Consider the following 23,919-nt stretch of genomic DNA (forward strand, 5'->3'; position numbering starts at 1 on the left):
TGAAGTACCCCAAATAAAAAGCAAAGACCAAAAGAGCAGTTCGTCATCGTTCTGCTCTTTTTTTTCGTCTTTATATCGATAGAAAGAGAAAAAAGAACCAAGAGAGATAAGATCAGCAATCAAAATCACAAAGAAATCGGCGACCTTTTAATGCAGAAGTCAGGTGTTTCATCATGAAAAGATCCTCTACAACCCGAAATATTAGACAAGATCGTTGAGTATCTATGCAGAATGCTCGTTATTTGTGCGGTTGAAAGTTTTTTTGCAAAAAACGCTTGTGCTAATTTCTCAACCCCCTATACTGCGCATCCACCGACACGGAGTGAGACGAAAGTCACACAGCGAGTCGGGAAGAGAGAAAAAAGAATTTGAAAAAATGCTTGACTCTCTCACGGTGTGAAGTAAGATACGCACCCCTAACGACGAGCAACTAAGTTGCTGAAAATGTTAGGAAAGCTCTTTAAAAATAAGAACCTATCAATCTGTGTGGGCACTCGTTGATGATAATCCAATTAGATATTTCTTTCTTAACGGAAAGCGGTATCAAATTAGGTTTCAATGAAACGAAGTGACCATTGAGTCGAAAGACTCAGCACAGTCAATTCAAACATTACTTATGTAATGTTCAGTATTCATTGAGCCGAACAAAATCTTAAATTGAAGAGTTTGATCATGGCTCAGATTGAACGCTGGCGGCAGGCCTAACACATGCAAGTCGAGCGGAAACGAGTTGTCTGAACCTTCGGGGGACGATAACGGCGTCGAGCGGCGGACGGGTGAGTAATGCCTAGGAAATTGCCCTGATGTGGGGGATAACCATTGGAAACGATGGCTAATACCGCATAATGCCTACGGGCCAAAGAGGGGGACCTTCGGGCCTCTCGCGTCAGGATATGCCTAGGTGGGATTAGCTAGTTGGTGAGGTAATGGCTCACCAAGGCGACGATCCCTAGCTGGTCTGAGAGGATGATCAGCCACACTGGAACTGAGACACGGTCCAGACTCCTACGGGAGGCAGCAGTGGGGAATATTGCACAATGGGCGCAAGCCTGATGCAGCCATGCCGCGTGTGTGAAGAAGGCCTTCGGGTTGTAAAGCACTTTCAGTCGTGAGGAAGGTGGTGTAGTTAATAGCTGCATTATTTGACGTTAGCGACAGAAGAAGCACCGGCTAACTCCGTGCCAGCAGCCGCGGTAATACGGAGGGTGCGAGCGTTAATCGGAATTACTGGGCGTAAAGCGCATGCAGGTGGTTTGTTAAGTCAGATGTGAAAGCCCGGGGCTCAACCTCGGAATAGCATTTGAAACTGGCAGACTAGAGTACTGTAGAGGGGGGTAGAATTTCAGGTGTAGCGGTGAAATGCGTAGAGATCTGAAGGAATACCGGTGGCGAAGGCGGCCCCCTGGACAGATACTGACACTCAGATGCGAAAGCGTGGGGAGCAAACAGGATTAGATACCCTGGTAGTCCACGCCGTAAACGATGTCTACTTGGAGGTTGTGGCCTTGAGCCGTGGCTTTCGGAGCTAACGCGTTAAGTAGACCGCCTGGGGAGTACGGTCGCAAGATTAAAACTCAAATGAATTGACGGGGGCCCGCACAAGCGGTGGAGCATGTGGTTTAATTCGATGCAACGCGAAGAACCTTACCTACTCTTGACATCCAGAGAACTTTCCAGAGATGGATTGGTGCCTTCGGGAACTCTGAGACAGGTGCTGCATGGCTGTCGTCAGCTCGTGTTGTGAAATGTTGGGTTAAGTCCCGCAACGAGCGCAACCCTTATCCTTGTTTGCCAGCGAGTAATGTCGGGAACTCCAGGGAGACTGCCGGTGATAAACCGGAGGAAGGTGGGGACGACGTCAAGTCATCATGGCCCTTACGAGTAGGGCTACACACGTGCTACAATGGCGCATACAGAGGGCAGCAAGCTAGCGATAGTGAGCGAATCCCAAAAAGTGCGTCGTAGTCCGGATTGGAGTCTGCAACTCGACTCCATGAAGTCGGAATCGCTAGTAATCGTGGATCAGAATGCCACGGTGAATACGTTCCCGGGCCTTGTACACACCGCCCGTCACACCATGGGAGTGGGCTGCAAAAGAAGTAGGTAGTTTAACCTTCGGGAGGACGCTTACCACTTTGTGGTTCATGACTGGGGTGAAGTCGTAACAAGGTAGCGCTAGGGGAACCTGGCGCTGGATCACCTCCTTAAACGATGATTACTCACGATGAGTGTCCACACAGATTGATAGTTCACAAGCGAAAGCTTGTAGCTAACATAGCTCTTTAACAATTTGGAAAGCTGACAAATCAACAATTTATTGTTGATTGTAAAGTTCTCAATGTTTGTCTTTATGACAAACACCAAAAAACACATTCAAGTGTTCTTGGGAATATCACTTTTACAGTGATTATTCGAAATTGAGTCCGGCAAAATCGAAATGTCTCTCGCTCATTCAAATAATGAGAGACAACTTTGGTGATTTGAACATCAACTCGAAACTCCTTCGGGTTGTATGGTTAAGTGACTAAGCGTACACGGTGGATGCCTTGGCAGTCAGAGGCGATGAAGGACGTATTAACTTGCGATAAGCCCAGATTAGGTAGTAAAAACCATTTGAGTCTGGGATTTCCGAATGGGGAAACCCACTTACATAAGTAAGTATCGCTGCGTGAATACATAGCGCAGCGAGGCGAACCGGGGGAACTGAAACATCTAAGTACCCCGAGGAAAAGAAATCAACCGAGATTCCGAAAGTAGCGGCGAGCGAAATTGGACTAGCCCTTAAGCTTTTTATGCGTCAGGTGAAACTTCTGGAAAGTTGTGCGATACAGGGTGATAGCCCCGTAACCGGCAACGCATATAAAGTGAAATCGAGTAGGGCGGGACACGTGATATCCTGTCTGAATATGGGGGGACCATCCTCCAAGGCTAAATACTACTGACTGACCGATAGTGAACCAGTACCGTGAGGGAAAGGCGAAAAGAACCCCTGTGAGGGGAGTGAAATAGAACCTGAAACCGTGTACGTACAAGCAGTAGGAGCACCTTCGTGGTGTGACTGCGTACCTTTTGTATAATGGGTCAGCGACTTATATTCAGTGGCAAGGTTAACCATCTAGGGGAGCCGTAGCGAAAGCGAGTGTTAACTGCGCGACTCAGTCGCTGGATATAGACCCGAAACCAGGTGATCTAGCCATGGGCAGGTTGAAGATTGAGTAACATCAATTGGAGGACCGAACCGACTAATGTTGAAAAATTAGCGGATGACTTGTGGCTAGGGGTGAAAGGCCAATCAAACCTGGAGATAGCTGGTTCTCCCCGAAAGCTATTTAGGTAGCGCCTCGGACGAATACTACTGGGGGTAGAGCACTGTTAAGGCTAGGGGGTCATCCCGACTTACCAACCCTTTGCAAACTCCGAATACCAGTAAGTACTATCCGGGAGACACACGGCGGGTGCTAACGTCCGTCGTGGAGAGGGAAACAACCCAGACCGCCAGCTAAGGTCCCAAATTACTACTAAGTGGGAAACGATGTGGGAAGGCTCAGACAGCCAGGATGTTGGCTTAGAAGCAGCCATCATTTAAAGAAAGCGTAATAGCTCACTGGTCGAGTCGGCCTGCGCGGAAGATGTAACGGGGCTAAGTAGTAAACCGAAGCTGCGGCAATGCACTTTAGTGCATTGGGTAGGGGAGCGTTCTGTAAGCGGTTGAAGGTGTGTGGTAACGCATGCTGGACGTATCAGAAGTGCGAATGCTGACATGAGTAACGATAAAGGGGGTGAAAAACCTCCTCGCCGGAAGACCAAGGGTTCCTGTCCAACGTTAATCGGGGCAGGGTAAGTCGACCCCTAAGGCGAGGCCGAAAGGCGTAGTCGATGGGAAACGGGTTAATATTCCCGTACTTCTTACAATTGCGATGGGGGGACGGAGAAGGCTAGGTGGGCCTGGCGACGGTTGTCCAGGTTCAAGTGCGTAGGCTGAGGAGTTAGGTAAATCCGGCTCTTCTTAAGGCTGAGACACGACGTCGAGCTACTACGGTAGTGAAGTCATTGATGCCATGCTTCCAGGAAAAGCCTCTAAGCTTCAGATTGTAAGGAATCGTACCCCAAACCGACACAGGTGGTCGGGTAGAGAATACCAAGGCGCTTGAGAGAACTCGGGTGAAGGAACTAGGCAAAATGGTACCGTAACTTCGGGAGAAGGTACGCTCTTGATGGTGAAATCCCTTGCGGATGGAGCTGACGAGAGTCGCAGATACCAGGTGGCTGCAACTGTTTATTAAAAACACAGCACTGTGCAAAATCGTAAGATGACGTATACGGTGTGACGCCTGCCCGGTGCCGGAAGGTTAATTGATGGGGTTAGACTTCGGTCGAAGCTCTTGATCGAAGCCCCGGTAAACGGCGGCCGTAACTATAACGGTCCTAAGGTAGCGAAATTCCTTGTCGGGTAAGTTCCGACCTGCACGAATGGCGTAATGATGGCCACGCTGTCTCCACCCGAGACTCAGTGAAATTGAAATCGCTGTGAAGATGCAGTGTACCCGCGGCTAGACGGAAAGACCCCGTGAACCTTTACTACAGCTTGGCACTGAACATTGACCCTACATGTGTAGGATAGGTGGGAGGCTTTGAAGCAAGTACGCCAGTATTTGTGGAGCCGTCCTTGAAATACCACCCTTGTAGTGTTGATGTTCTAACGTCGACCCCTAATCGGGGTTGCGGACAGTGCCTGGTGGGTAGTTTGACTGGGGCGGTCTCCTCCCAAAGAGTAACGGAGGAGCACGAAGGTGGGCTAATCACGGTTGGACATCGTGAGGTTAGTGCAATGGCATAAGCCCGCTTGACTGCGAGAATGACAATTCGAGCAGGTGCGAAAGCAGGTCATAGTGATCCGGTGGTTCTGAATGGAAGGGCCATCGCTCAACGGATAAAAGGTACTCCGGGGATAACAGGCTGATACCGCCCAAGAGTTCATATCGACGGCGGTGTTTGGCACCTCGATGTCGGCTCATCACATCCTGGGGCTGAAGTCGGTCCCAAGGGTATGGCTGTTCGCCATTTAAAGTGGTACGCGAGCTGGGTTTAGAACGTCGTGAGACAGTTCGGTCCCTATCTGCCGTGGGCGTTGGAAGATTGAAGGGGGCTGCTCCTAGTACGAGAGGACCGGAGTGGACGAACCTCTGGTGTTCGGGTTGTGTCGCCAGACGCATTGCCCGGTAGCTAAGTTCGGAATCGATAACCGCTGAAAGCATCTAAGCGGGAAGCGAGCCCTGAGATGAGTCTTCCCTGATACTTTAAGTATCCTAAAGGGTTGTTCGAGACTAGAACGTTGATAGGCAGGGTGTGTAAGCGTTGTGAGGCGTTGAGCTAACCTGTACTAATTGCCCGTGAGGCTTAACCATACAACACCCAAGGGGTTTTGATGGACTCAATGCAAGAACATTGAATGTGTAAATAGAACGAAAAACAGCTTTCCAGATTAAAGAATTTGCTTGGCGACCATAGCGATTTGGACCCACCTGATTTCCATTCCGAACTCAGAAGTGAAACGAATTAGCGCCGATGGTAGTGTGGGGCTTCCCCATGTGAGAGTAGGACATCGCCAGGCTTTATTTCGCACTTGCTTATTTAATAAGCAAGTCACCATAAAGTTCTAAATTATTTTAGAGTTTTATGTTGACTTTCAAAGTGGAAAGCGTATTATACGCACCTCGCTTAAGTGCTAAGGCACTGAAAGCCAAGCTCTTTAACAATATAGACCTATCAATCTGTGTGGGCACTCGTTGATGATAATCCAATTAGATACCTCGGTATCAAATTAGGTTTCAATGAAACGAAGTGACCATTGAATCGAAAGATTCAGCACAGTCAATTCAAACATTACTTATGTAATGTTCAGTATTCATTGAGCCGAACAAAATCTTAAATTGAAGAGTTTGATCATGGCTCAGATTGAACGCTGGCGGCAGGCCTAACACATGCAAGTCGAGCGGAAACGAGTTATCTGAACCTTCGGGGAACGATAACGGCGTCGAGCGGCGGACGGGTGAGTAATGCCTAGGAAATTGCCCTGATGTGGGGGATAACCATTGGAAACGATGGCTAATACCGCATAATGCCTACGGGCCAAAGAGGGGGACCTTCGGGCCTCTCGCGTCAGGATATGCCTAGGTGGGATTAGCTAGTTGGTGAGGTAATGGCTCACCAAGGCGACGATCCCTAGCTGGTCTGAGAGGATGATCAGCCACACTGGAACTGAGACACGGTCCAGACTCCTACGGGAGGCAGCAGTGGGGAATATTGCACAATGGGCGCAAGCCTGATGCAGCCATGCCGCGTGTGTGAAGAAGGCCTTCGGGTTGTAAAGCACTTTCAGTCGTGAGGAAGGTGGTGTAGTTAATAGCTGCATTATTTGACGTTAGCGACAGAAGAAGCACCGGCTAACTCCGTGCCAGCAGCCGCGGTAATACGGAGGGTGCGAGCGTTAATCGGAATTACTGGGCGTAAAGCGCATGCAGGTGGTTTGTTAAGTCAGATGTGAAAGCCCGGGGCTCAACCTCGGAATAGCATTTGAAACTGGCAGACTAGAGTACTGTAGAGGGGGGTAGAATTTCAGGTGTAGCGGTGAAATGCGTAGAGATCTGAAGGAATACCGGTGGCGAAGGCGGCCCCCTGGACAGATACTGACACTCAGATGCGAAAGCGTGGGGAGCAAACAGGATTAGATACCCTGGTAGTCCACGCCGTAAACGATGTCTACTTGGAGGTTGTGGCCTTGAGCCGTGGCTTTCGGAGCTAACGCGTTAAGTAGACCGCCTGGGGAGTACGGTCGCAAGATTAAAACTCAAATGAATTGACGGGGGCCCGCACAAGCGGTGGAGCATGTGGTTTAATTCGATGCAACGCGAAGAACCTTACCTACTCTTGACATCCAGAGAACTTTCCAGAGATGGATTGGTGCCTTCGGGAACTCTGAGACAGGTGCTGCATGGCTGTCGTCAGCTCGTGTTGTGAAATGTTGGGTTAAGTCCCGCAACGAGCGCAACCCTTATCCTTGTTTGCCAGCGAGTAATGTCGGGAACTCCAGGGAGACTGCCGGTGATAAACCGGAGGAAGGTGGGGACGACGTCAAGTCATCATGGCCCTTACGAGTAGGGCTACACACGTGCTACAATGGCGCATACAGAGGGCAGCAAGCTAGCGATAGTGAGCGAATCCCAAAAAGTGCGTCGTAGTCCGGATTGGAGTCTGCAACTCGACTCCATGAAGTCGGAATCGCTAGTAATCGTGGATCAGAATGCCACGGTGAATACGTTCCCGGGCCTTGTACACACCGCCCGTCACACCATGGGAGTGGGCTGCAAAAGAAGTAGGTAGTTTAACCTTCGGGAGGACGCTTACCACTTTGTGGTTCATGACTGGGGTGAAGTCGTAACAAGGTAGCGCTAGGGGAACCTGGCGCTGGATCACCTCCTTAAACGATGATTATTCACGATGAGTGTCCACACAGATTGATACGGTTTATAAGTAAAAGAGACGATACTGGGTCTGTAGCTCAGGTGGTTAGAGCGTTCGCCTGATAAGCGAGAGGTCGGTGGTTCGAGTCCACTCAGACCCACCAATTTCTTTTGAAATTGGTATGCAGTATCGACACCTTGATGGGGCTATAGCTCAGCTGGGAGAGCGCCTGCCTTGCACGCAGGAGGTCTGCGGTTCGATCCCGCATAGCTCCACCATCTTTAAGCATTCTTACGAGTGTGTTTAAAAATGGTTTCATTAAGAAATCTAGCTCTTTAACAATTTGGAAAGCTGACAAAACAATCCTTGTCTTTAAATAGATAGGAGATTGTTTGTAAAGTTCTCAATGTTTGTCTTTATGACAAACACCAAAAAACACATTCAAGTGTTCTTGGGAATATCACTTTTACAGTGATTATTCGAAATTGAGTCCGGCAAAATCGAAATGTCTCTCGCTCATTCAAATAATGAGAGACAACTTTGGTGATTTGAACATCAACTCGAAACTCCTTCGGGTTGTATGGTTAAGTGACTAAGCGTACACGGTGGATGCCTTGGCAGTCAGAGGCGATGAAGGACGTATTAACTTGCGATAAGCCCAGATTAGGTAGTAAAAACCATTTGAGTCTGGGATTTCCGAATGGGGAAACCCACTTGCATAAGCAAGTATCGCTGCGTGAATACATAGCGCAGCGAGGCGAACCGGGGGAACTGAAACATCTAAGTACCCCGAGGAAAAGAAATCAACCGAGATTCCGAAAGTAGCGGCGAGCGAAATTGGACTAGCCCTTAAGCTTTTTATGCGTCAGGTGAAACTTCTGGAAAGTTGTGCGATACAGGGTGATAGCCCCGTAACCGGCAACGCATATAAAGTGAAATCGAGTAGGGCGGGACACGTGATATCCTGTCTGAATATGGGGGGACCATCCTCCAAGGCTAAATACTACTGACTGACCGATAGTGAACCAGTACCGTGAGGGAAAGGCGAAAAGAACCCCTGTGAGGGGAGTGAAATAGAACCTGAAACCGTGTACGTACAAGCAGTAGGAGCACCTTCGTGGTGTGACTGCGTACCTTTTGTATAATGGGTCAGCGACTTATATTCAGTGGCAAGGTTAACCATCTAGGGGAGCCGTAGCGAAAGCGAGTGTTAACTGCGCGACTCAGTCGCTGGATATAGACCCGAAACCAGGTGATCTAGCCATGGGCAGGTTGAAGATTGAGTAACATCAATTGGAGGACCGAACCGACTAATGTTGAAAAATTAGCGGATGACTTGTGGCTAGGGGTGAAAGGCCAATCAAACCTGGAGATAGCTGGTTCTCCCCGAAAGCTATTTAGGTAGCGCCTCGGACGAATACTACTGGGGGTAGAGCACTGTTAAGGCTAGGGGGTCATCCCGACTTACCAACCCTTTGCAAACTCCGAATACCAGTAAGTACTATCCGGGAGACACACGGCGGGTGCTAACGTCCGTCGTGGAGAGGGAAACAACCCAGACCGCCAGCTAAGGTCCCAAATTACTACTAAGTGGGAAACGATGTGGGAAGGCTCAGACAGCCAGGATGTTGGCTTAGAAGCAGCCATCATTTAAAGAAAGCGTAATAGCTCACTGGTCGAGTCGGCCTGCGCGGAAGATGTAACGGGGCTAAGTAGTAAACCGAAGCTGCGGCAATGCACTTTGTGCATTGGGTAGGGGAGCGTTCTGTAAGCGGTTGAAGGTGTGTGGTAACGCATGCTGGACGTATCAGAAGTGCGAATGCTGACATGAGTAACGATAAAGGGGGTGAAAAACCTCCTCGCCGGAAGACCAAGGGTTCCTGTCCAACGTTAATCGGGGCAGGGTAAGTCGACCCCTAAGGCGAGGCCGAAAGGCGTAGTCGATGGGAAACGGGTTAATATTCCCGTACTTCTTACAATTGCGATGGGGGGACGGAGAAGGCTAGGTGGGCCTGGCGACGGTTGTCCAGGTTCAAGTGCGTAGGCTGAAGAGTTAGGTAAATCCGGCTCTTCTTAAGGCTGAGACACGACGTCGAGCTACTACGGTAGTGAAGTCATTGATGCCATGCTTCCAGGAAAAGCCTCTAAGCTTCAGATTGTAAGGAATCGTACCCCAAACCGACACAGGTGGTCGGGTAGAGAATACCAAGGCGCTTGAGAGAACTCGGGTGAAGGAACTAGGCAAAATGGTACCGTAACTTCGGGAGAAGGTACGCTCTTGATGGTGAAGTCCCTTGCGGATGGAGCTGACGAGAGTCGCAGATACCAGGTGGCTGCAACTGTTTATTAAAAACACAGCACTGTGCAAAATCGTAAGATGACGTATACGGTGTGACGCCTGCCCGGTGCCGGAAGGTTAATTGATGGGGTTAGACTTCGGTCGAAGCTCTTGATCGAAGCCCCGGTAAACGGCGGCCGTAACTATAACGGTCCTAAGGTAGCGAAATTCCTTGTCGGGTAAGTTCCGACCTGCACGAATGGCGTAATGATGGCCACGCTGTCTCCACCCGAGACTCAGTGAAATTGAAATCGCTGTGAAGATGCAGTGTACCCGCGGCTAGACGGAAAGACCCCGTGAACCTTTACTACAGCTTGGCACTGAACATTGACCCTACATGTGTAGGATAGGTGGGAGGCTTTGAAGCAAGTACGCCAGTATTTGTGGAGCCGTCCTTGAAATACCACCCTTGTAGTGTTGATGTTCTAACGTCGACCCCTAATCGGGGTTGCGGACAGTGCCTGGTGGGTAGTTTGACTGGGGCGGTCTCCTCCCAAAGAGTAACGGAGGAGCACGAAGGTGGGCTAATCACGGTTGGACATCGTGAGGTTAGTGCAATGGCATAAGCCCGCTTAACTGCGAGAATGACAATTCGAGCAGGTGCGAAAGCAGGTCATAGTGATCCGGTGGTTCTGAATGGAAGGGCCATCGCTCAACGGATAAAAGGTACTCCGGGGATAACAGGCTGATACCGCCCAAGAGTTCATATCGACGGCGGTGTTTGGCACCTCGATGTCGGCTCATCACATCCTGGGGCTGAAGTCGGTCCCAAGGGTATGGCTGTTCGCCATTTAAAGTGGTACGCGAGCTGGGTTTAGAACGTCGTGAGACAGTTCGGTCCCTATCTGCCGTGGGCGTTGGAAGATTGAAGGGGGCTGCTCCTAGTACGAGAGGACCGGAGTGGACGAACCTCTGGTGTTCGGGTTGTGTCGCCAGACGCATTGCCCGGTAGCTAAGTTCGGAATCGATAACCGCTGAAAGCATCTAAGCGGGAAGCGAGCCCTGAGATGAGTCTTCCCTGATACTTTAAGTATCCTAAAGGGTTGTTCGAGACTAGAACGTTGATAGGCAGGGTGTGTAAGCGTTGTGAGGCGTTGAGCTAACCTGTACTAATTGCCCGTGAGGCTTAACCATACAACACCCAAGGGGTTTTGATGGACTCAATGTAAGAACATTGAATGTGTATAAATAGAACTTAACATCAGTTTTCCGAATTAAAGAATTTGCTTGGCGACCATAGCGATTTGGACCCACCTGATTTCCATTCCGAACTCAGAAGTGAAACGAATTAGCGCCGATGGTAGTGTGGGGTTTCCCCATGTGAGAGTAGGACATCGCCAGGCTTTAAATTTGAAGAAGCCCACTCGAAAGAGTGGGCTTTTTTGCATTTGGGGCAAAGTAAATTTGATTATCAAGAACTCTCCTATAAAGACACAGCATTTTCTAAAACCTGTATATCTTTCCTGTTTACTAAATTGATCATGAGATAGTGCTAACGCACTACCTAGTCTCTCACAATGTCACCGCCTCTCACGCCTCTAGAACAGCCTTAAGCTCGTTGTTAAAACATATTGGGCACGCCTAGCCTCATACTAGATTTAGGCATAAGCGCTGAGTGTGAGCGTTTTAAGGGAGACGTGGGACGTGGATAGTATGGATGATAAAGCAAAGGGGTTAAGAAACCTTTTGGATTCTTAAGTTGGTAGAGTGCTGCAGTTTGACGTCAGGAATATTGCCATGATACAGAGTGACTTGATTACGTCCGGAGTGTTTTGAGTAATACATGGCTTTATCTGCGTTAACCATCAACTCTTTTGCGCTCAATACTTGCCCGTCATACTCCGCGACACCAATGCTAACCGTTGTACTGATTTCGATACCATCTACTTTGCATGGCGCGTTTTGGATCGCTTGTCTGATCCTTTCTGCTACCTCGTAGGCTTGTATTGCGCTGGTATTGGCTAGGATTACGGCAAATTCTTCCCCTCCTAAACGACCAATAAAGTCAGTTCCACGGATTGCACGTTGGCAAATCTTGGCCACATGATTGATCACTTGATCGCCGGAGAAGTGCCCAACCTGATCGTTGATCTCTTTGAAGTGATCAATATCAATCATGACGCAAGTTAGAGTTTGAGATGGATGCGAATGCGCGCTCAGAGACCTATCTAGGCTTGTTAGGAATGCTCGGCGATTCAAGACACCTGTTAATTCATCTGTCTCTGAGAGCTCTTTGAGACGCCTTTCTAGCAGATGTGTTTTGGTGACATCACGCACGGACCAAATTACCAAGTTTTCACCACCTTGGAAGCTTTCTACGGGTTTGATGATTGCTTCAAACCACGTTTCTTCCGGGTTCTCTAATGCTTCTAGTTCTTCTATTGGCATTAAAAGGTGGTCTTGTAGGGCGATACTGTATTTGACGACCTTAGGCTCGTTAGAGCGAAGCACATCGTTAATATAACCGATCAACTCAGCGGCTTTGCTCGGCGATAAAACATCGTTTAACGTGAGGTTGGTATAGCTTTGTGCATTGAAGTGTTTTGAATGGTAAGTACCACCGAAACTTTCGATATAGCGGCCTTGTTCGTTGAGGATAAAGACATGATCAGGGAGGGTATTCAAAATGGCATGAAGCCAATCGTCCCTTTCTTTGTAAATCATGAGGTTAGTTCCTTTATCCAATGTAAGTCATTGATTATATCTGTTTGTATTGAGTTCACAATCAATACTGATCACAGTTCAAAGTATCAGACTTGACTAATGTTTGTACAAAGGTGATGGAGAAGCGTTTGGAAGAGTTGAAGTGTCGGGAGCTTGCAGCTAATAAAAAAGGCTTAGCCATTGCTGACTAAGCCTTTTTTACAAAATTACTGTATGAACTGATATTAGTTCATGCCGTACTTTTTAAGTTTTTTGCGAAGAGTACCGCGGTTGATGCCCATCATAGTTGCTGCGCGAGTTTGGTTACCGCGAGTGTACTGCATGATGGTATCTAATAGTGGCTGTTCAACTTCAGCTAGAACTAATTCGTATAGTTCAGTTACTTCCTGGCCGTTTAGTTGAGCTAGGTAGTTTTTAAGAGACGCTTTAACAGAGTCACGTAAAGGCTTCTGAGTAATCTGGTCTTGTGACGTTACTGTAGTTACTGTTAATGCTTCTGAAGTCAGATTTTGTTCGAACATATTCGGTCTAGCTCTTCTCTTAATTATGATGCAACGTTATCAAAATAACCCTCTAATGCCTCAAGCTGCAGCTCAGCTGCATCGATAGCATTGAAGGTACGGCGAAACTCACTCGCTTGTTCATGCTCTTTTAGGTACCAACCAACGTGCTTACGCGCGATACGTGGACCTAAGAACTCTCCATAAAATTCATGCAGAGCGTTAACATGACCAAGCATAATGGTTTTCACTTCCTCACTTGGAAGCTCATCCATTGTGGTGCCGTTTTCCAAATAGTGATGGATTTCCTGGAAAATCCAAGGACGACCTTGGGCAGGGCGTCCAATCATTAAAGCGTCTGCACCGGTGTACTCCAGTACAAACTTCGCTTTCTCCGGGCTATCGATATCACCGTTTGCGATAACCGGAATGGATATAGCGTGTTTAACCGCTTTAATGCTGTCGTATTCGGCCTCACCTTTGTACATACACGCTTTTGTTCTGCCATGCAGTGCAAGAGCCTGTATGCCGCAGTCTTCGGCTAATTTAGCGATGTGAACACAGTTTTTATTTTCTGTGTTCCAGCCAGTACGGGTCTTTAACGTCACAGGAACGTCTACCGCGTCCACTACCGCAGTCAAAATCTCTTTGATGATGTCTGGGTACTGAAGCAGTGCAGAACCCGCCAGCTTCTTATTCACTTTCTTTGCTGGGCAGCCCATGTTGATGTCGATGATTTGCGCACCGTTTTCAACACTGAATTGAGCCGCATCGGCCATAAGCTGTGGATCGGAACCGGCAATCTGTACAGAGCGAATGCCCGATTCGCCTTCATGCACCATGCGCTGTTTCGACTTTGACGTTCCCCATAGTTTCGGGTTAGCAGACATCATTTCACTGACGGCCATTCCCGCACCATAGCGAAGACACAACTCGCGAAACGGTCTATCCGTTACACCAGCCATAGGGGCTACGATTAGATTGTTCTTAAGTTGATAGTTTCCGATTTTCAAAACGTCATCACAGTTCTGTACCAGCAAGGGCGCGCATTTTACGCATTTTTTTACTGCGTGAAAAGACTAATATTTGAGCATTTACAAATTGTTTTTGTAATTTGTATGAAATTCAAACAATTAGCCCTGAAAACCTTGTCTAGCCTTGCTTACGACCGGAGATACGACACCATTCGCTTTGCTCTGCGATTGGATCAATGTGAAGCTCATCACGGTAATAGTTCGCTACGTCTTCTGCTTGAGTGTCTAAAACACCAGACATCGCTAGGTCACCATTTGGTTTAACCAAGCCTTTGATGATAGGTGCAAGTTCACGTAATGGACCAGCAAGAATGTTAGCAACAACCACGTCAGCGATTAGGCCTTCAGGTTGGTTTTGAGGAAGGTACACTTCTAATTGGTCAGCAACACCATTGCGCTCTGCGTTATCACGAGAAGCTTGAAGAGCTTGAGGATCAATGTCGATCCCGATAACTTTGCCTGCGCCTAGTTTGATCGCTGCGATCGCAAGGATGCCTGAGCCACAACCAAAATCGATAACTGTTTTACCAGACAGATCTAAACTCTCTAGCCATTCAAGACAAAGTGCTGTCGTAGGGTGGGTGCCCGTACCGAAAGCCAGACCAGGATCAAGCATAACGTTAACTGCGTCTGGTTCAGGAACATCACGCCAACTTGGACAAATCCATAGACGTTCGCCGAACTTCATTGGGTGGAAGTTTTCCATCCACTCGCGTTCCCAGTCTTTGTCTTCTAGCTGTTCTACTTTGTAAGCAAAATCGTCCGCTAGCATGCCGCTTGCTTTGATTTGAGTGATGATGAAGTTTGTATCTGCTTCTGCATCGTACAGTGCCAGAATGTCAGTATCGCCCCATAAGCGAGTCTCGCCTGGTAGAGGTTCGAATACGGGCGTATCCTGCGCGTCTAGGAATGTTACAGACAGCGCACCAGTCTCTTCCATTAGCATGTCGCCGATTTGCTCAGCGTTTTCATTGGTCGCGTTGAGTTTGATTTGAATCCAAGGCATTTGTTTTTGCTCTTAAAGTGAATGAAGTGGCGCAGAGTTTACCAGAACTCTACGATTTGTTTGAGTATAGACTTTATACAAAACAAAAATGCCCACAGATGCGGGCATTTATTATGAGGTTAGCAAAGGCTTATTGTAGGCCTAGCTTCTTCTCTAGGTAGTGAATGTTTGCACCACCGTGCTGGAAGTTCTCATCATTCATGATTGACTCTTGTAGAGTAACGTTAGTCTTGATGCCTTCAATGATCATCTCGCCTAGTGCGTTCTTCATACGTGCAATCGCTACATCACGGTTCTCACCGTAAGTGATCAGTTTACCAATCATTGAATCGTAATGAGGTGGTACTGTGTAGCCTGTGTAAATGTGAGATTCCCAACGAACACCCATGCCGCCTGGCGCGTGGAAGCGTTCAATCTTACCTGGTGAAGGTAGGAAGCGCTCTGGGTCTTCTGCGTTGATACGACACTCAATCGCATGGCCGCGGATCTTGATGTCATCCTGAGTGAATGACAGTGGCTGACCTGCTGCTACGCGTAGCTGTTCTTTAATTAGGTCAACACCAGTAACCATTTCTGTTACTGGGTGCTCAACCTGAATACGAGTGTTCATTTCGATGAAGTAGAACTCACCGTTCTCGTATAGGAATTCGAACGTACCTGCGCCGCGGTAACCGATTTCTAGACATGCACGTGTACAACGTTCACCGATGTACTTACGCATTTCTTCTGTGATACCTGGTGCTGGAGCTTCTTCAACAACCTTCTGGTGACGACGCTGCATAGAACAGTCACGTTCACCTAGGTGGATAGCGCCACCTTGGCCATCAGCAATTACCTGAACTTCAACGTGACGAGGGTTTTCTAGGAATTTCTCCATGTAAACCATGTCGTTGTTGAATGCCGCTTTTGCTTCTGCACGCGTCATAGCGATAGCTTGAACAAGTTCTGCTTCAGAACGCACAACACGCATACCACGACCACCGCCGCCACCAGAGGCTTTGATGATTACTGGGTAGCCGATACGTTTAGCGTGAGCTTTGTTTTTGTCTTCGTCGTTATCTAGTGGACCGTCAGAGCCTGGTACACAAGGAACACCTGCTTTTTTCATTGCGTTGATTGCTGACACTTTGTCACCCATCATGCGGATGGTGTCTGCTTTAGGGCCAACGAAGATGAAACCGCTGCGCTCTACTTGTTCAGCAAAGTCTGCGTTCTCAGATAGGAAGCCGTACCCCGGGTGAATCGCAATTGCACCCGTCACTTCTGCTGCAGAAATGATACGAGGGATGTTTAGGTAGCTGTCGATACCACGAGCAGGACCGATACATACTGTTTCGTCTGCAAGTAGTACGTGCTTAAGATCGCGGTCAGCTGTTGAGTGCACAGCCACTGTCTTAATGCCTAATTCTTTACAAGCGCGAAGGATACGAAGTGCAATTTCACCTCGGTTCGCGATGACTACTTTATCTAGCATAAGGCAAGCCCCGCTTATTCGATTACAACTAGTGGTTGGTCGAATTCAACTGGCTGGCCGTCTTCAACTAGGATTGCAGTTACAACACCTGATTTGTCCGCTTCGATTTGGTTCATCATTTTCATTGCTTCAACGATACATAGAGTGTCGCCAGCATTTACGCTCTGACCAACTTCAACGAATGATTTCGCGTCTGGACTTGGAGAACGGTAGAAAGTACCAACCATTGGAGAAAGAACTTGGTGACCTGCAGGAACTGCTGCTGGTGCTTCTGCTGCCATTGCTGGTGCGTCTGCTACTGGAGCTGCTGCCACTGGCGCAGGTGCTGCTACTGGAGCTGCTGCGTAATGAACTGGTGCTGGAGCAGATGCAGGGCCATTACGGCTGATGCGTACTGACTCTTCACCTTCAGAGATTTCTAGCTCAGCAATGCCAGATTCTTCAACTAACTCGATTAGCTTCTTGATTTTACGAATATCCATCTTTTCTTTCTCTTTTATCTTGTGATTAAGACAACCCCAAAGGGCTGCAGAGTGTTTGGTTTACTTTGCCTGCAATTTCGCGATTGCTGCAGACAGAGCGAATTCATAACCTTGTGCGCCCAAGCCACAAATCACCCCTTCTGCTTTATCAGACAGATAAGAATGATGACGGAACGGCTCACGTGCGTGAACGTTCGATAGGTGCACTTCGATAAATGGGATGGCTACGCCAAGTAGTGCATCACGCAGCGCGACACTGGTATGAGTGAAAGCCGCTGGGTTGATGATGATGAAGTCCACTTTGCCGTACGCAGCGTGGATAGCTTCAATCAGTTCGTACTCACGATTCGATTGCAGGTGTTCAAGTTCCACCCCAGAGTTGTGAGCTTGTTCAGTCAATGCATCAACAATCTGTGCTAGGGTGTTGTTACCGTAATGTGTCGGTTCACGCAGACCTAATAGGTTAAGATTTGGTCCGTTTAGAACTAGAATCCGTGACTTTGCAGACATTATGTTGCTATCTTCCTTTATCGTGAGTGGAACGTTTATATTCCCAAATATACGATAATTCAGCACGATTTTTTTGTTAAAACCGAGCAAATTTTAAAAAATCGACCAAGATTATAGCTAATTCACAGCAATTAGCAGCAATTTACTGGTCTAATCTCCCAATAGCCCCCGCCGTTTCTGTAACCAAGTTAACAAAAACAACATAATTGCCACGTGCTTTCTGTGGTTTATTTTGCGTCCACGCACAAAAAAGCCACCATATGCAATGGTGGCTTTTAGGGCTAGCGTTTAAAACAGGGGCTGGGTGTTATGCCAGTTCAGCCTTCTCTGCAATTAGCTTGTCTACAACACTTGGATCGGCCAGTGTTGAAGTATCACCTAGGTTGCTGGTATCACCCGTTGCAATCTTACGTAGGATGCGGCGCATGATCTTACCAGAGCGAGTTTTCGGTAGAGAGTCTGTCCAGTGCAACACATCTGGTGTCGCGATTGGACCTATCTCTTTACGTACCCAATCTTTCACCTCTTTGTGAAGCTCGGCTGATGGGAATTCACCATCATTAAGTGTGACGTATGCGTAAATTGCCTGACCTTTGATGTCATGAGGAATACCGACAATCGCCGCTTCTGCAATCTTATCGTGTGCAACCAGGGCTGACTCAATCTCTGCGGTACCCATACGGTGACCTGAGACGTTCAATACGTCATCTACACGACCTGTGATCCAGTAATAGCCGTCTTCGTCACGACGAGCACCATCACTGGTGAAGTACATGCCTTTGAAGGTAGAGAAGTAGGTTTGCTCAAAGCGCTCGTGGTCACCGTAAACAGTACGCATCTGACCTGGCCATGAATCAAGGATCACTAAGTTACCTTCTGCTGCGGTCTCTTCAATGATGTTACCCATGTTGTCCACTAGCGCAGGTTGTACGCCGAAGAATGGGCGAGTTGCTGAGCCTGGTTTCAGGTCTGTTGCACCTGGTAGTGGCGCAATCAAGATACCGCCTGTCTCTGTTTGCCACCAAGTATCAACGATAGGTGAGTTTTCATTACCGATAGTCTTGTAGTACCACTCCCATGCTTCAGGGTTGATAGGTTCACCTACTGAGCCCATTACACGCAAGCTTGAACGAGATGTTCCGGCTACCGCTTCGTTACCTTTTGCCATTAGTGCTCGAATCGCTGTTGGTGCAGTGTAGAGAATGTTTACTTGATGCTTATCAACCACTTCACTCATGCGAGCTGTGCTTGGGTAGTTTGGTACACCTTCAAACAGAATGGTCTTCGCACCGTTCGCCAGTGGACCGTAAATTAAGTAAGTGTGACCTGTAATCCAACCCACATCCGCCGTACACCAGAACGTTTCACCTTCTTGGTAATCGAACACGTACTTGAAGGTCATGGTCGCGTACACTAGGTAACCACCGGTGGTGTGCAGCACGCCTTTTGGCTTACCTGTTGAGCCTGAAGTGTAAAGAATGAAAAGAGGGTCTTCCGCTTTCATCTCTTCTGGTGGACATACGTCAGAAACGACAGCCGTTGCTTCGTGCCACCAAACGTCACGGTGCTCGTGCCAATCAATGTCGCCACCCGTACGTTTTAGAACGACAACTTTGTCGATGGTTTTTACTTCTGGGTTCGTCAGTGCTTCATCAACGTTTTTCTTCAGTGGTACTGCGCGGCCACCACGAACGCCTTCGTCAGCGGTGATAACGATTTTCGCATCTGAGTCGATGATACGACCGGACAGTGCTTCTGGCGAGAAGCCACCAAATACCACGGTATGAACCGCACCAATACGCGTACATGCCAGCATTGCGATAGCCGCTTCTGGCACCATTGGCATGTAAAGACAAACCACGTCGCCTTTGTGCACACCTTGCTCTTTTAGTGCGTTAGAGAACTTACACACTTCTTTGTGCAGTTCATTGAATGTGAGGGTTTTGTCGTCAGCAGGATCATCGCCTTCCCAGATGATCGCGACTTCATCGCCACGCTCGGCAAGGTGACGGTCAATACAGTTTGCAGATACGTTCAGCGTGCCGTCTTCGAACCAACGAATGTCGACGTGACCAGTATCGAAAGAGGTGTTTTTAACTTGAGTGAATGGCTTAATCCAATCGACAACTTTACCGTGTTCGCTCCAGAAGCCTTCAGGGTCGCTTACCGACTGCTGATACATGGCTAGGTAAGTGTCATTATCCGCATGCGTATGGTTTTTAATATTTTCTTTTACCGGATAAACGTGGGCTTCGCTCATGGCTTCTCTCCTTGTGCCTTTAATTCTCGACCTTCGTCTTTTGTAGGGCTGTTTCCGTTCTTTCGTCTGTGATTCATCAAGAACGTTGCTGTGCATATAACTGTCAGTCACAGCGCGTATTTCCACAATTAGACTTTAGGATGAGAGTGAGGAATGCGCCGCGATATTGCTGAATTTAAAGCGAATGTGGGAGGTGGATCGAAAGCTGAGTGTTGAACCTATTGGGTATAAGGCACGCTCAGGTTTGGTAAATCGCCTTTGGTTAGGCGCACATACACCAAGGCAGCGGATTTTGCGTCTTGTAGGGCGTCGTGTTTGTCTTGAATCGGTAGCTCGAGGTGCTTACAAATTGCATCAAGACTTAAGTCGAAGTAGGCGTTAGGCAAATGACGTTCGAGCTTGTCGTGATAAATCTGGCTTACTTCGATGAGTGGGTTAGGTAGTGGAAAGCCTAAGTGCCTCAGACAAGCGAGGTCGAGGATCTTTTTGTCGTAGCGAATGTGGTAGCCGACTAAAGGACGATTGCCGATAAAGTCGAGTAACTTGATGAGCGCTTCTTTTTCGCTGATGCCATCAACCAAATCTTGGTGGCGGATATGGTGAATTTTCACTGAACCTGAATCGAGTGATTGCGGGGCGCGAAGTCGAACTTCGAACGGTTTGCTGGTGATGATGCGATTGTCGATGATTTTGGTCGCAGCGATGGTAACCAGCTCGGCTCGATTTGGGTCCAAGCTGGTGGTTTCGCAATCGAGAGAGACAAATTCGCCTTTTTGCGGCGAACAAAACAGTGGCTGATAAGGTGAGCCCTTCAGCTTGTAATGCCAGTATTTCCTTTGTAGCCAATTCATCCCTGTTACCTCTCGTCTTATTTGCCTAAAAGACTCTAATCACGGATTTGATAATGGAAGCCTAAGAACTGCTTAAACTTCTTCACCACATGTAAGCTGTGGCGTAGCAAGTCTCGTTCTGTCCTGTCTAACTGTTTGATGTCGATGTTGTTCAATGCTTCTTGCTTACTCAATTGCTGGTTCAAACGAATCTTAAAGAACAGCTTTAGCGCCTCATTGAGGTTATCTGCGGTTTCTGGTTCTAAGATACGCTTGTTTCTCAGTGCTTCGATACGCTCGAAGGTGTTCTTCTCTTCAATCGCGTATTCCAATGCCAAAGTGCGAATGCCATGTACGATAGGGAAGATGCCGCCGCGTTTAATATCCAGCCCGTCCTTGGCACTTTTTACGTTACCAAACAGAGTAAGAGGCACGGAAAACTGCAGCGCAGGTCGAGTGAAATCGGACAGAATCAACATACGATCTTTCATGCTGTCTCTAAGGTGCTCGGCGATAGGCGTGAGCAACTCTCGATTGCCTGCGACCGCATGAGCATCACTGAAGATGGCTAAATCCATGATTTGTTCAGGCTGCGCTTTAGCAATCCAACCATCGAGCGTTTTAATCCAGTCTTGCTGCGTTCGAACCCACTTCGGATTGTTAACCATGACTTTGCCTGGGCAGAGTGGATAGCCCAGTTGCTGCAAGGTGTGAGTGAGGGTTTGCATGACTTCGGAGCAATGTTCCCATTCCAGCCCATCTTGGATGATCAGTGCATTGTCTTGATCGGTTTTGAGGATTTGCTCTCCACGACCTTCCGAGCCAAGCACAATCAGACAACAGTGATCGTGCAGTGCTGGTGGCACCACAAGCTCAAACGCTTTTTCGATGATTTGTTCGTTTACAGCAGAAATCAGCTCCATGATGAAGCGAGTGCGGATACCGTTAGTCAGCAAACTGTCCACCAACTGACGCTGCCGATTGGAAGCAAGGGCTAACTCTTCCACGCTGCTGGCTCGCGCTATGCTGAGTGTCAGTACGTGTGAGTGAGTGGAAAACGCACTGAGGATTTGCGTCATATCCAGCATACCGACCGCTTGATTGCCTTCGCACACCATTAGACGCTTCATGCGGTTGCGCGTCATGGTGATCATGGCGTTAAACAAGAAGTCACCATCATCCACGTGATAAACAGGGAAGGTCGCAATCTTACTCACTGGCGTATCGAGTGGGTGGTCGTCAAGCATCACGGCGTGGAGCATATTGGTTCGCGTCACTATCGCGTAGGGATGCGCCGATGGATATTGCTCTAGGCGTGGGTCATCTTGGTGTAGCTGAACCAAAGCGGCATCAATGCCATTGTCTTTGAGTATTTTGGTGACCTGATTAATTGGCATATCAGGCGCCAATAGCATCGGTGGATGATAGATACTGCTATCGACTTTAGTCAGAATGAATTCCGCGAGGTTTTGCTGCTGTTGAGCCGCTTCAATGAGGGCTTGGCGTTTCGATAGGTTGTTATCGAAGTAGGCAGCGAACTGTCCGTTCTCGTTATACAGCTCAAGAAACACTTCTTTGGGCAGCAAGTACGAGAGGGTATCTTCCAGTGCCACGTACTGATGGCGCACGCTTTCTTCAAACAAAGAGCGCACATCAAACATGTCGTCGTTAGCGTAGTGAGCAAACACTTCGCCTTGATCTTTTGAGCGCTCTTCTACGGCACCTTTAATCAGCACGTGCAGGTGAGGGTTGTCTTGCCCACAAGCTAAAATGACATCTCGCGTTCGGTAGTACGCCACATCAAGAGACGAGCGCAGTCGATTTTGCTGTGCGTCAGTCAGGCGGTCGAACGGTGGAGATTGCATATTAAATTTGTCAGGCATGAGAGCACCTAAATTTGGTGGGAACACATTCTAAGTCTGACAAATTTCCCTGCCGAAGCCAGACGACTTTGGTCTAAATCGTCACAATCTAATTTTGCATTTCGAGACCCTGTGCCATTGAGGAAACGGTAAGTTGCCGATTCTTCCCTTTTTCTATTACGCATTGCGATCCATAATTCCGCGTCCCAAACGTTTACGTGGCGGAAGTCGTTAGTTTTTGTCGTTTTTTAGGATGTCAGTGATGTTGAAACCCTCTCCGTATGGCTGGATTTCCCAGTACTTTCTCGGATTCTTTTTTGCGTATGGCGTGTATCTGCCATTTTGGTCGTTGTGGTTTAAAGAGCAGGGCGTTTCTCCAACAGATATTGGTCTGTTAGTGGGTCTAGGTTTAGCGACGCGCTGTGTGGCGAACATGGTACTTACCCCACGTTTGCATAAAGTCGAACACCTTATGCCTGCATTGCGTTGGTTGAGTTTTGCTGCCCTTATATTTGTTGGTTTCCACTTTTTCACTGGCGGCAACTTCTGGTTAATGGCACTTGCCACCGTCTTGTTTAACTTGTGTTGTGGTCCTGTCGTGCCTTTGTCGGATGCGATGGCGAACTACTACGCTCGTTTGAAAATGCTTGATTACGGTCGTACCCGTTTGTGGGGCTCTGTTGCCTTTATTGCAGGCTCGACTGTGGTGGGTTACTTGGTGGCAGAGTTTGGCTCTGACATGATTTTGTACACGGCAATGGTCGGTGTGTTTATCTCGCTCTTGTTTGCAATGCGTAACACCAACCCAATGCCAGTGACACGCGAAGGTCAACATTCTGAGCGTCCAAAACTCTCAGCGTTGCTGACGGATAAACCAGTCGTGAAGTTCCTTGTATTAATGGCGTTAATCCAAGGCAGCCATGCGGCGTACTACGGTTTTAGCGCGATTCACTGGAAAGCGGCTGGTCACTCAGAAGACGTGATTGGCTACTTATGGAGCTTGGGCGTGGCAGCTGAAGTTGCTGTGTTTGCTCTGAGTAAGCGTCTATTCGCTGGCTGGTCTTTGCGTACTCTGTTTGTGGTTGCTGCTGGTGGTGTGATGCTACGTTGGGGCATGACGGCGTCTACGACCTCTATTTTGGCGTTGGTGGTAGTGCAAATGCTTCACGGCGTGACGTTTGCCATGGCGCACATTGCTGCGATTCAATACATCCAAAACTCAGCCGAGAACAAGATGGTGGCATTGCAGGCACTGTATAACGCAATCCCACTGGGTGCGTTTATCGCGTTGATGACAGTGATTAGTGGTTGGGGCTACGAGCACTGGGGTGCGAATATCTTCTGGTTGATGGCGGCGATGGGCTTTATTGCACTGTTTATCAAAGTTGATCCTCAAAATGATGAAAGTCATGTGGTTGATCTCTCAGCCAATGCACCCGAAGCACAGAATTAAGCTTCTGTGACAGAGATTAAAAACTAACCTTTGTCTCTGTTGTGA

Annotated in this window: 11 protein-coding genes, 2 tRNA genes and 6 rRNA genes; 9 read left to right on the plus strand and 10 right to left on the minus strand. The window is 48.2% G+C overall.

The window, feature by feature from the left end; translation table 11 throughout:
• The first annotated feature begins 654 nt into the window (after window positions 1-654).
• From ACLIIY_RS16530 to rrf (ACLIIY_RS16565), 8 genes are all read left to right on the plus strand, one after another.
• Window positions 655-2,207: ribosomal RNA gene (locus tag ACLIIY_RS16530) — 16S ribosomal RNA — on the plus strand.
• Between the two features lie 307 nt (window positions 2,208-2,514).
• Window positions 2,515-5,405, plus strand: a 23S ribosomal RNA gene (locus tag ACLIIY_RS16535).
• 89 nt (window positions 5,406-5,494) lie between these two features.
• Window positions 5,495-5,611 (plus strand): 5S ribosomal RNA (gene rrf / locus ACLIIY_RS16540).
• Between the two features lie 316 nt (window positions 5,612-5,927).
• Window positions 5,928-7,480, plus strand: a 16S ribosomal RNA gene (locus ACLIIY_RS16545).
• Window positions 7,481-7,547: 67 nt separating this feature from the next.
• A tRNA-Ile gene (locus ACLIIY_RS16550) sits at window positions 7,548-7,624 on the plus strand.
• Window positions 7,625-7,663: 39 nt separating this feature from the next.
• A tRNA-Ala gene (locus ACLIIY_RS16555) sits at window positions 7,664-7,739 on the plus strand.
• A gap of 304 nt (window positions 7,740-8,043) precedes the next feature.
• Window positions 8,044-10,933 (plus strand): 23S ribosomal RNA (locus ACLIIY_RS16560).
• A gap of 92 nt (window positions 10,934-11,025) precedes the next feature.
• Window positions 11,026-11,142 (plus strand): 5S ribosomal RNA (gene rrf / locus ACLIIY_RS16565).
• The 16S, 23S and 5S rRNA genes sit together here with 2 tRNA genes alongside, the layout of an rRNA operon.
• Window positions 11,143-11,473: 331 nt before the next feature.
• Here rrf (ACLIIY_RS16565) and ACLIIY_RS16570 read toward each other — a convergent pair.
• From ACLIIY_RS16570 to ACLIIY_RS16615, 10 genes are all read right to left on the minus strand, one after another.
• Window positions 11,474-12,463, minus strand: a complete 990-nt coding sequence (locus ACLIIY_RS16570; protein WP_180824411.1) for a sensor domain-containing diguanylate cyclase — start codon at window positions 12,461-12,463, stop codon at window positions 11,474-11,476.
• Window positions 12,464-12,687: 224 nt separating this feature from the next.
• Entirely contained in the window at window positions 12,688-12,984 is a 297-nt protein-coding gene (fis, locus tag ACLIIY_RS16575; RefSeq protein ID WP_000462885.1) for a DNA-binding transcriptional regulator Fis, read from the minus strand.
• A 23-nt stretch (window positions 12,985-13,007) separates the two neighbouring features.
• Window positions 13,008-13,976 (minus strand): tRNA dihydrouridine synthase DusB, encoded by a 969-nt coding sequence (gene dusB, locus ACLIIY_RS16580; protein WP_038896846.1) that lies wholly within the window; start codon window positions 13,974-13,976, stop codon window positions 13,008-13,010.
• Window positions 13,977-14,115: 139 nt separating this feature from the next.
• Window positions 14,116-15,003: a 50S ribosomal protein L11 methyltransferase gene (prmA, locus tag ACLIIY_RS16585; protein WP_005440399.1), complete on the minus strand. Its 888-nt coding sequence runs from the start codon at window positions 15,001-15,003 to the stop codon at window positions 14,116-14,118.
• Window positions 15,004-15,133: 130 nt separating this feature from the next.
• Window positions 15,134-16,477 carry an acetyl-CoA carboxylase biotin carboxylase subunit gene (gene accC, locus ACLIIY_RS16590; protein WP_005440401.1) on the minus strand — a complete coding sequence of 448 codons (1,344 nt, stop codon included), beginning with the start codon at window positions 16,475-16,477 and terminating at the stop codon, window positions 15,134-15,136.
• A gap of 14 nt (window positions 16,478-16,491) precedes the next feature.
• Entirely contained in the window at window positions 16,492-16,959 is a 468-nt protein-coding gene (gene accB / locus ACLIIY_RS16595; protein WP_009707873.1) for an acetyl-CoA carboxylase biotin carboxyl carrier protein, read from the minus strand.
• A gap of 60 nt (window positions 16,960-17,019) precedes the next feature.
• Window positions 17,020-17,469 (minus strand): type II 3-dehydroquinate dehydratase, encoded by a 450-nt coding sequence (gene aroQ / locus ACLIIY_RS16600; RefSeq protein WP_005428757.1) that lies wholly within the window; start codon window positions 17,467-17,469, stop codon window positions 17,020-17,022.
• A gap of 307 nt (window positions 17,470-17,776) precedes the next feature.
• Entirely contained in the window at window positions 17,777-19,729 is a 1,953-nt protein-coding gene (acs, locus tag ACLIIY_RS16605; RefSeq protein ID WP_005428764.1) for an acetate--CoA ligase, read from the minus strand.
• A gap of 218 nt (window positions 19,730-19,947) precedes the next feature.
• Window positions 19,948-20,580 carry a 3'-5' exonuclease gene (locus tag ACLIIY_RS16610; RefSeq protein ID WP_005440406.1) on the minus strand — a complete coding sequence of 211 codons (633 nt, stop codon included), beginning with the start codon at window positions 20,578-20,580 and terminating at the stop codon, window positions 19,948-19,950.
• Between the two features lie 35 nt (window positions 20,581-20,615).
• Window positions 20,616-22,442 carry a DUF294 nucleotidyltransferase-like domain-containing protein gene (locus ACLIIY_RS16615; protein ID WP_434527919.1) on the minus strand — a complete coding sequence of 609 codons (1,827 nt, stop codon included), beginning with the start codon at window positions 22,440-22,442 and terminating at the stop codon, window positions 20,616-20,618.
• A gap of 241 nt (window positions 22,443-22,683) precedes the next feature.
• Here ACLIIY_RS16615 and ACLIIY_RS16620 point away from each other — a divergent pair, with 241 nt between their 5' ends.
• A complete protein-coding gene (locus ACLIIY_RS16620; RefSeq protein WP_033006221.1) occupies window positions 22,684-23,874 on the plus strand; it encodes a 3-phenylpropionate MFS transporter in 1,191 nt (396 codons plus the stop codon).
• Window positions 23,875-23,919: the final 45 nt, after the last annotated feature.

The sequence above is a fragment of the Vibrio sp. K4 genome (assembly GCF_051122595.1).
Classification (GTDB): domain Bacteria; phylum Pseudomonadota; class Gammaproteobacteria; order Enterobacterales; family Vibrionaceae; genus Vibrio; species Vibrio owensii.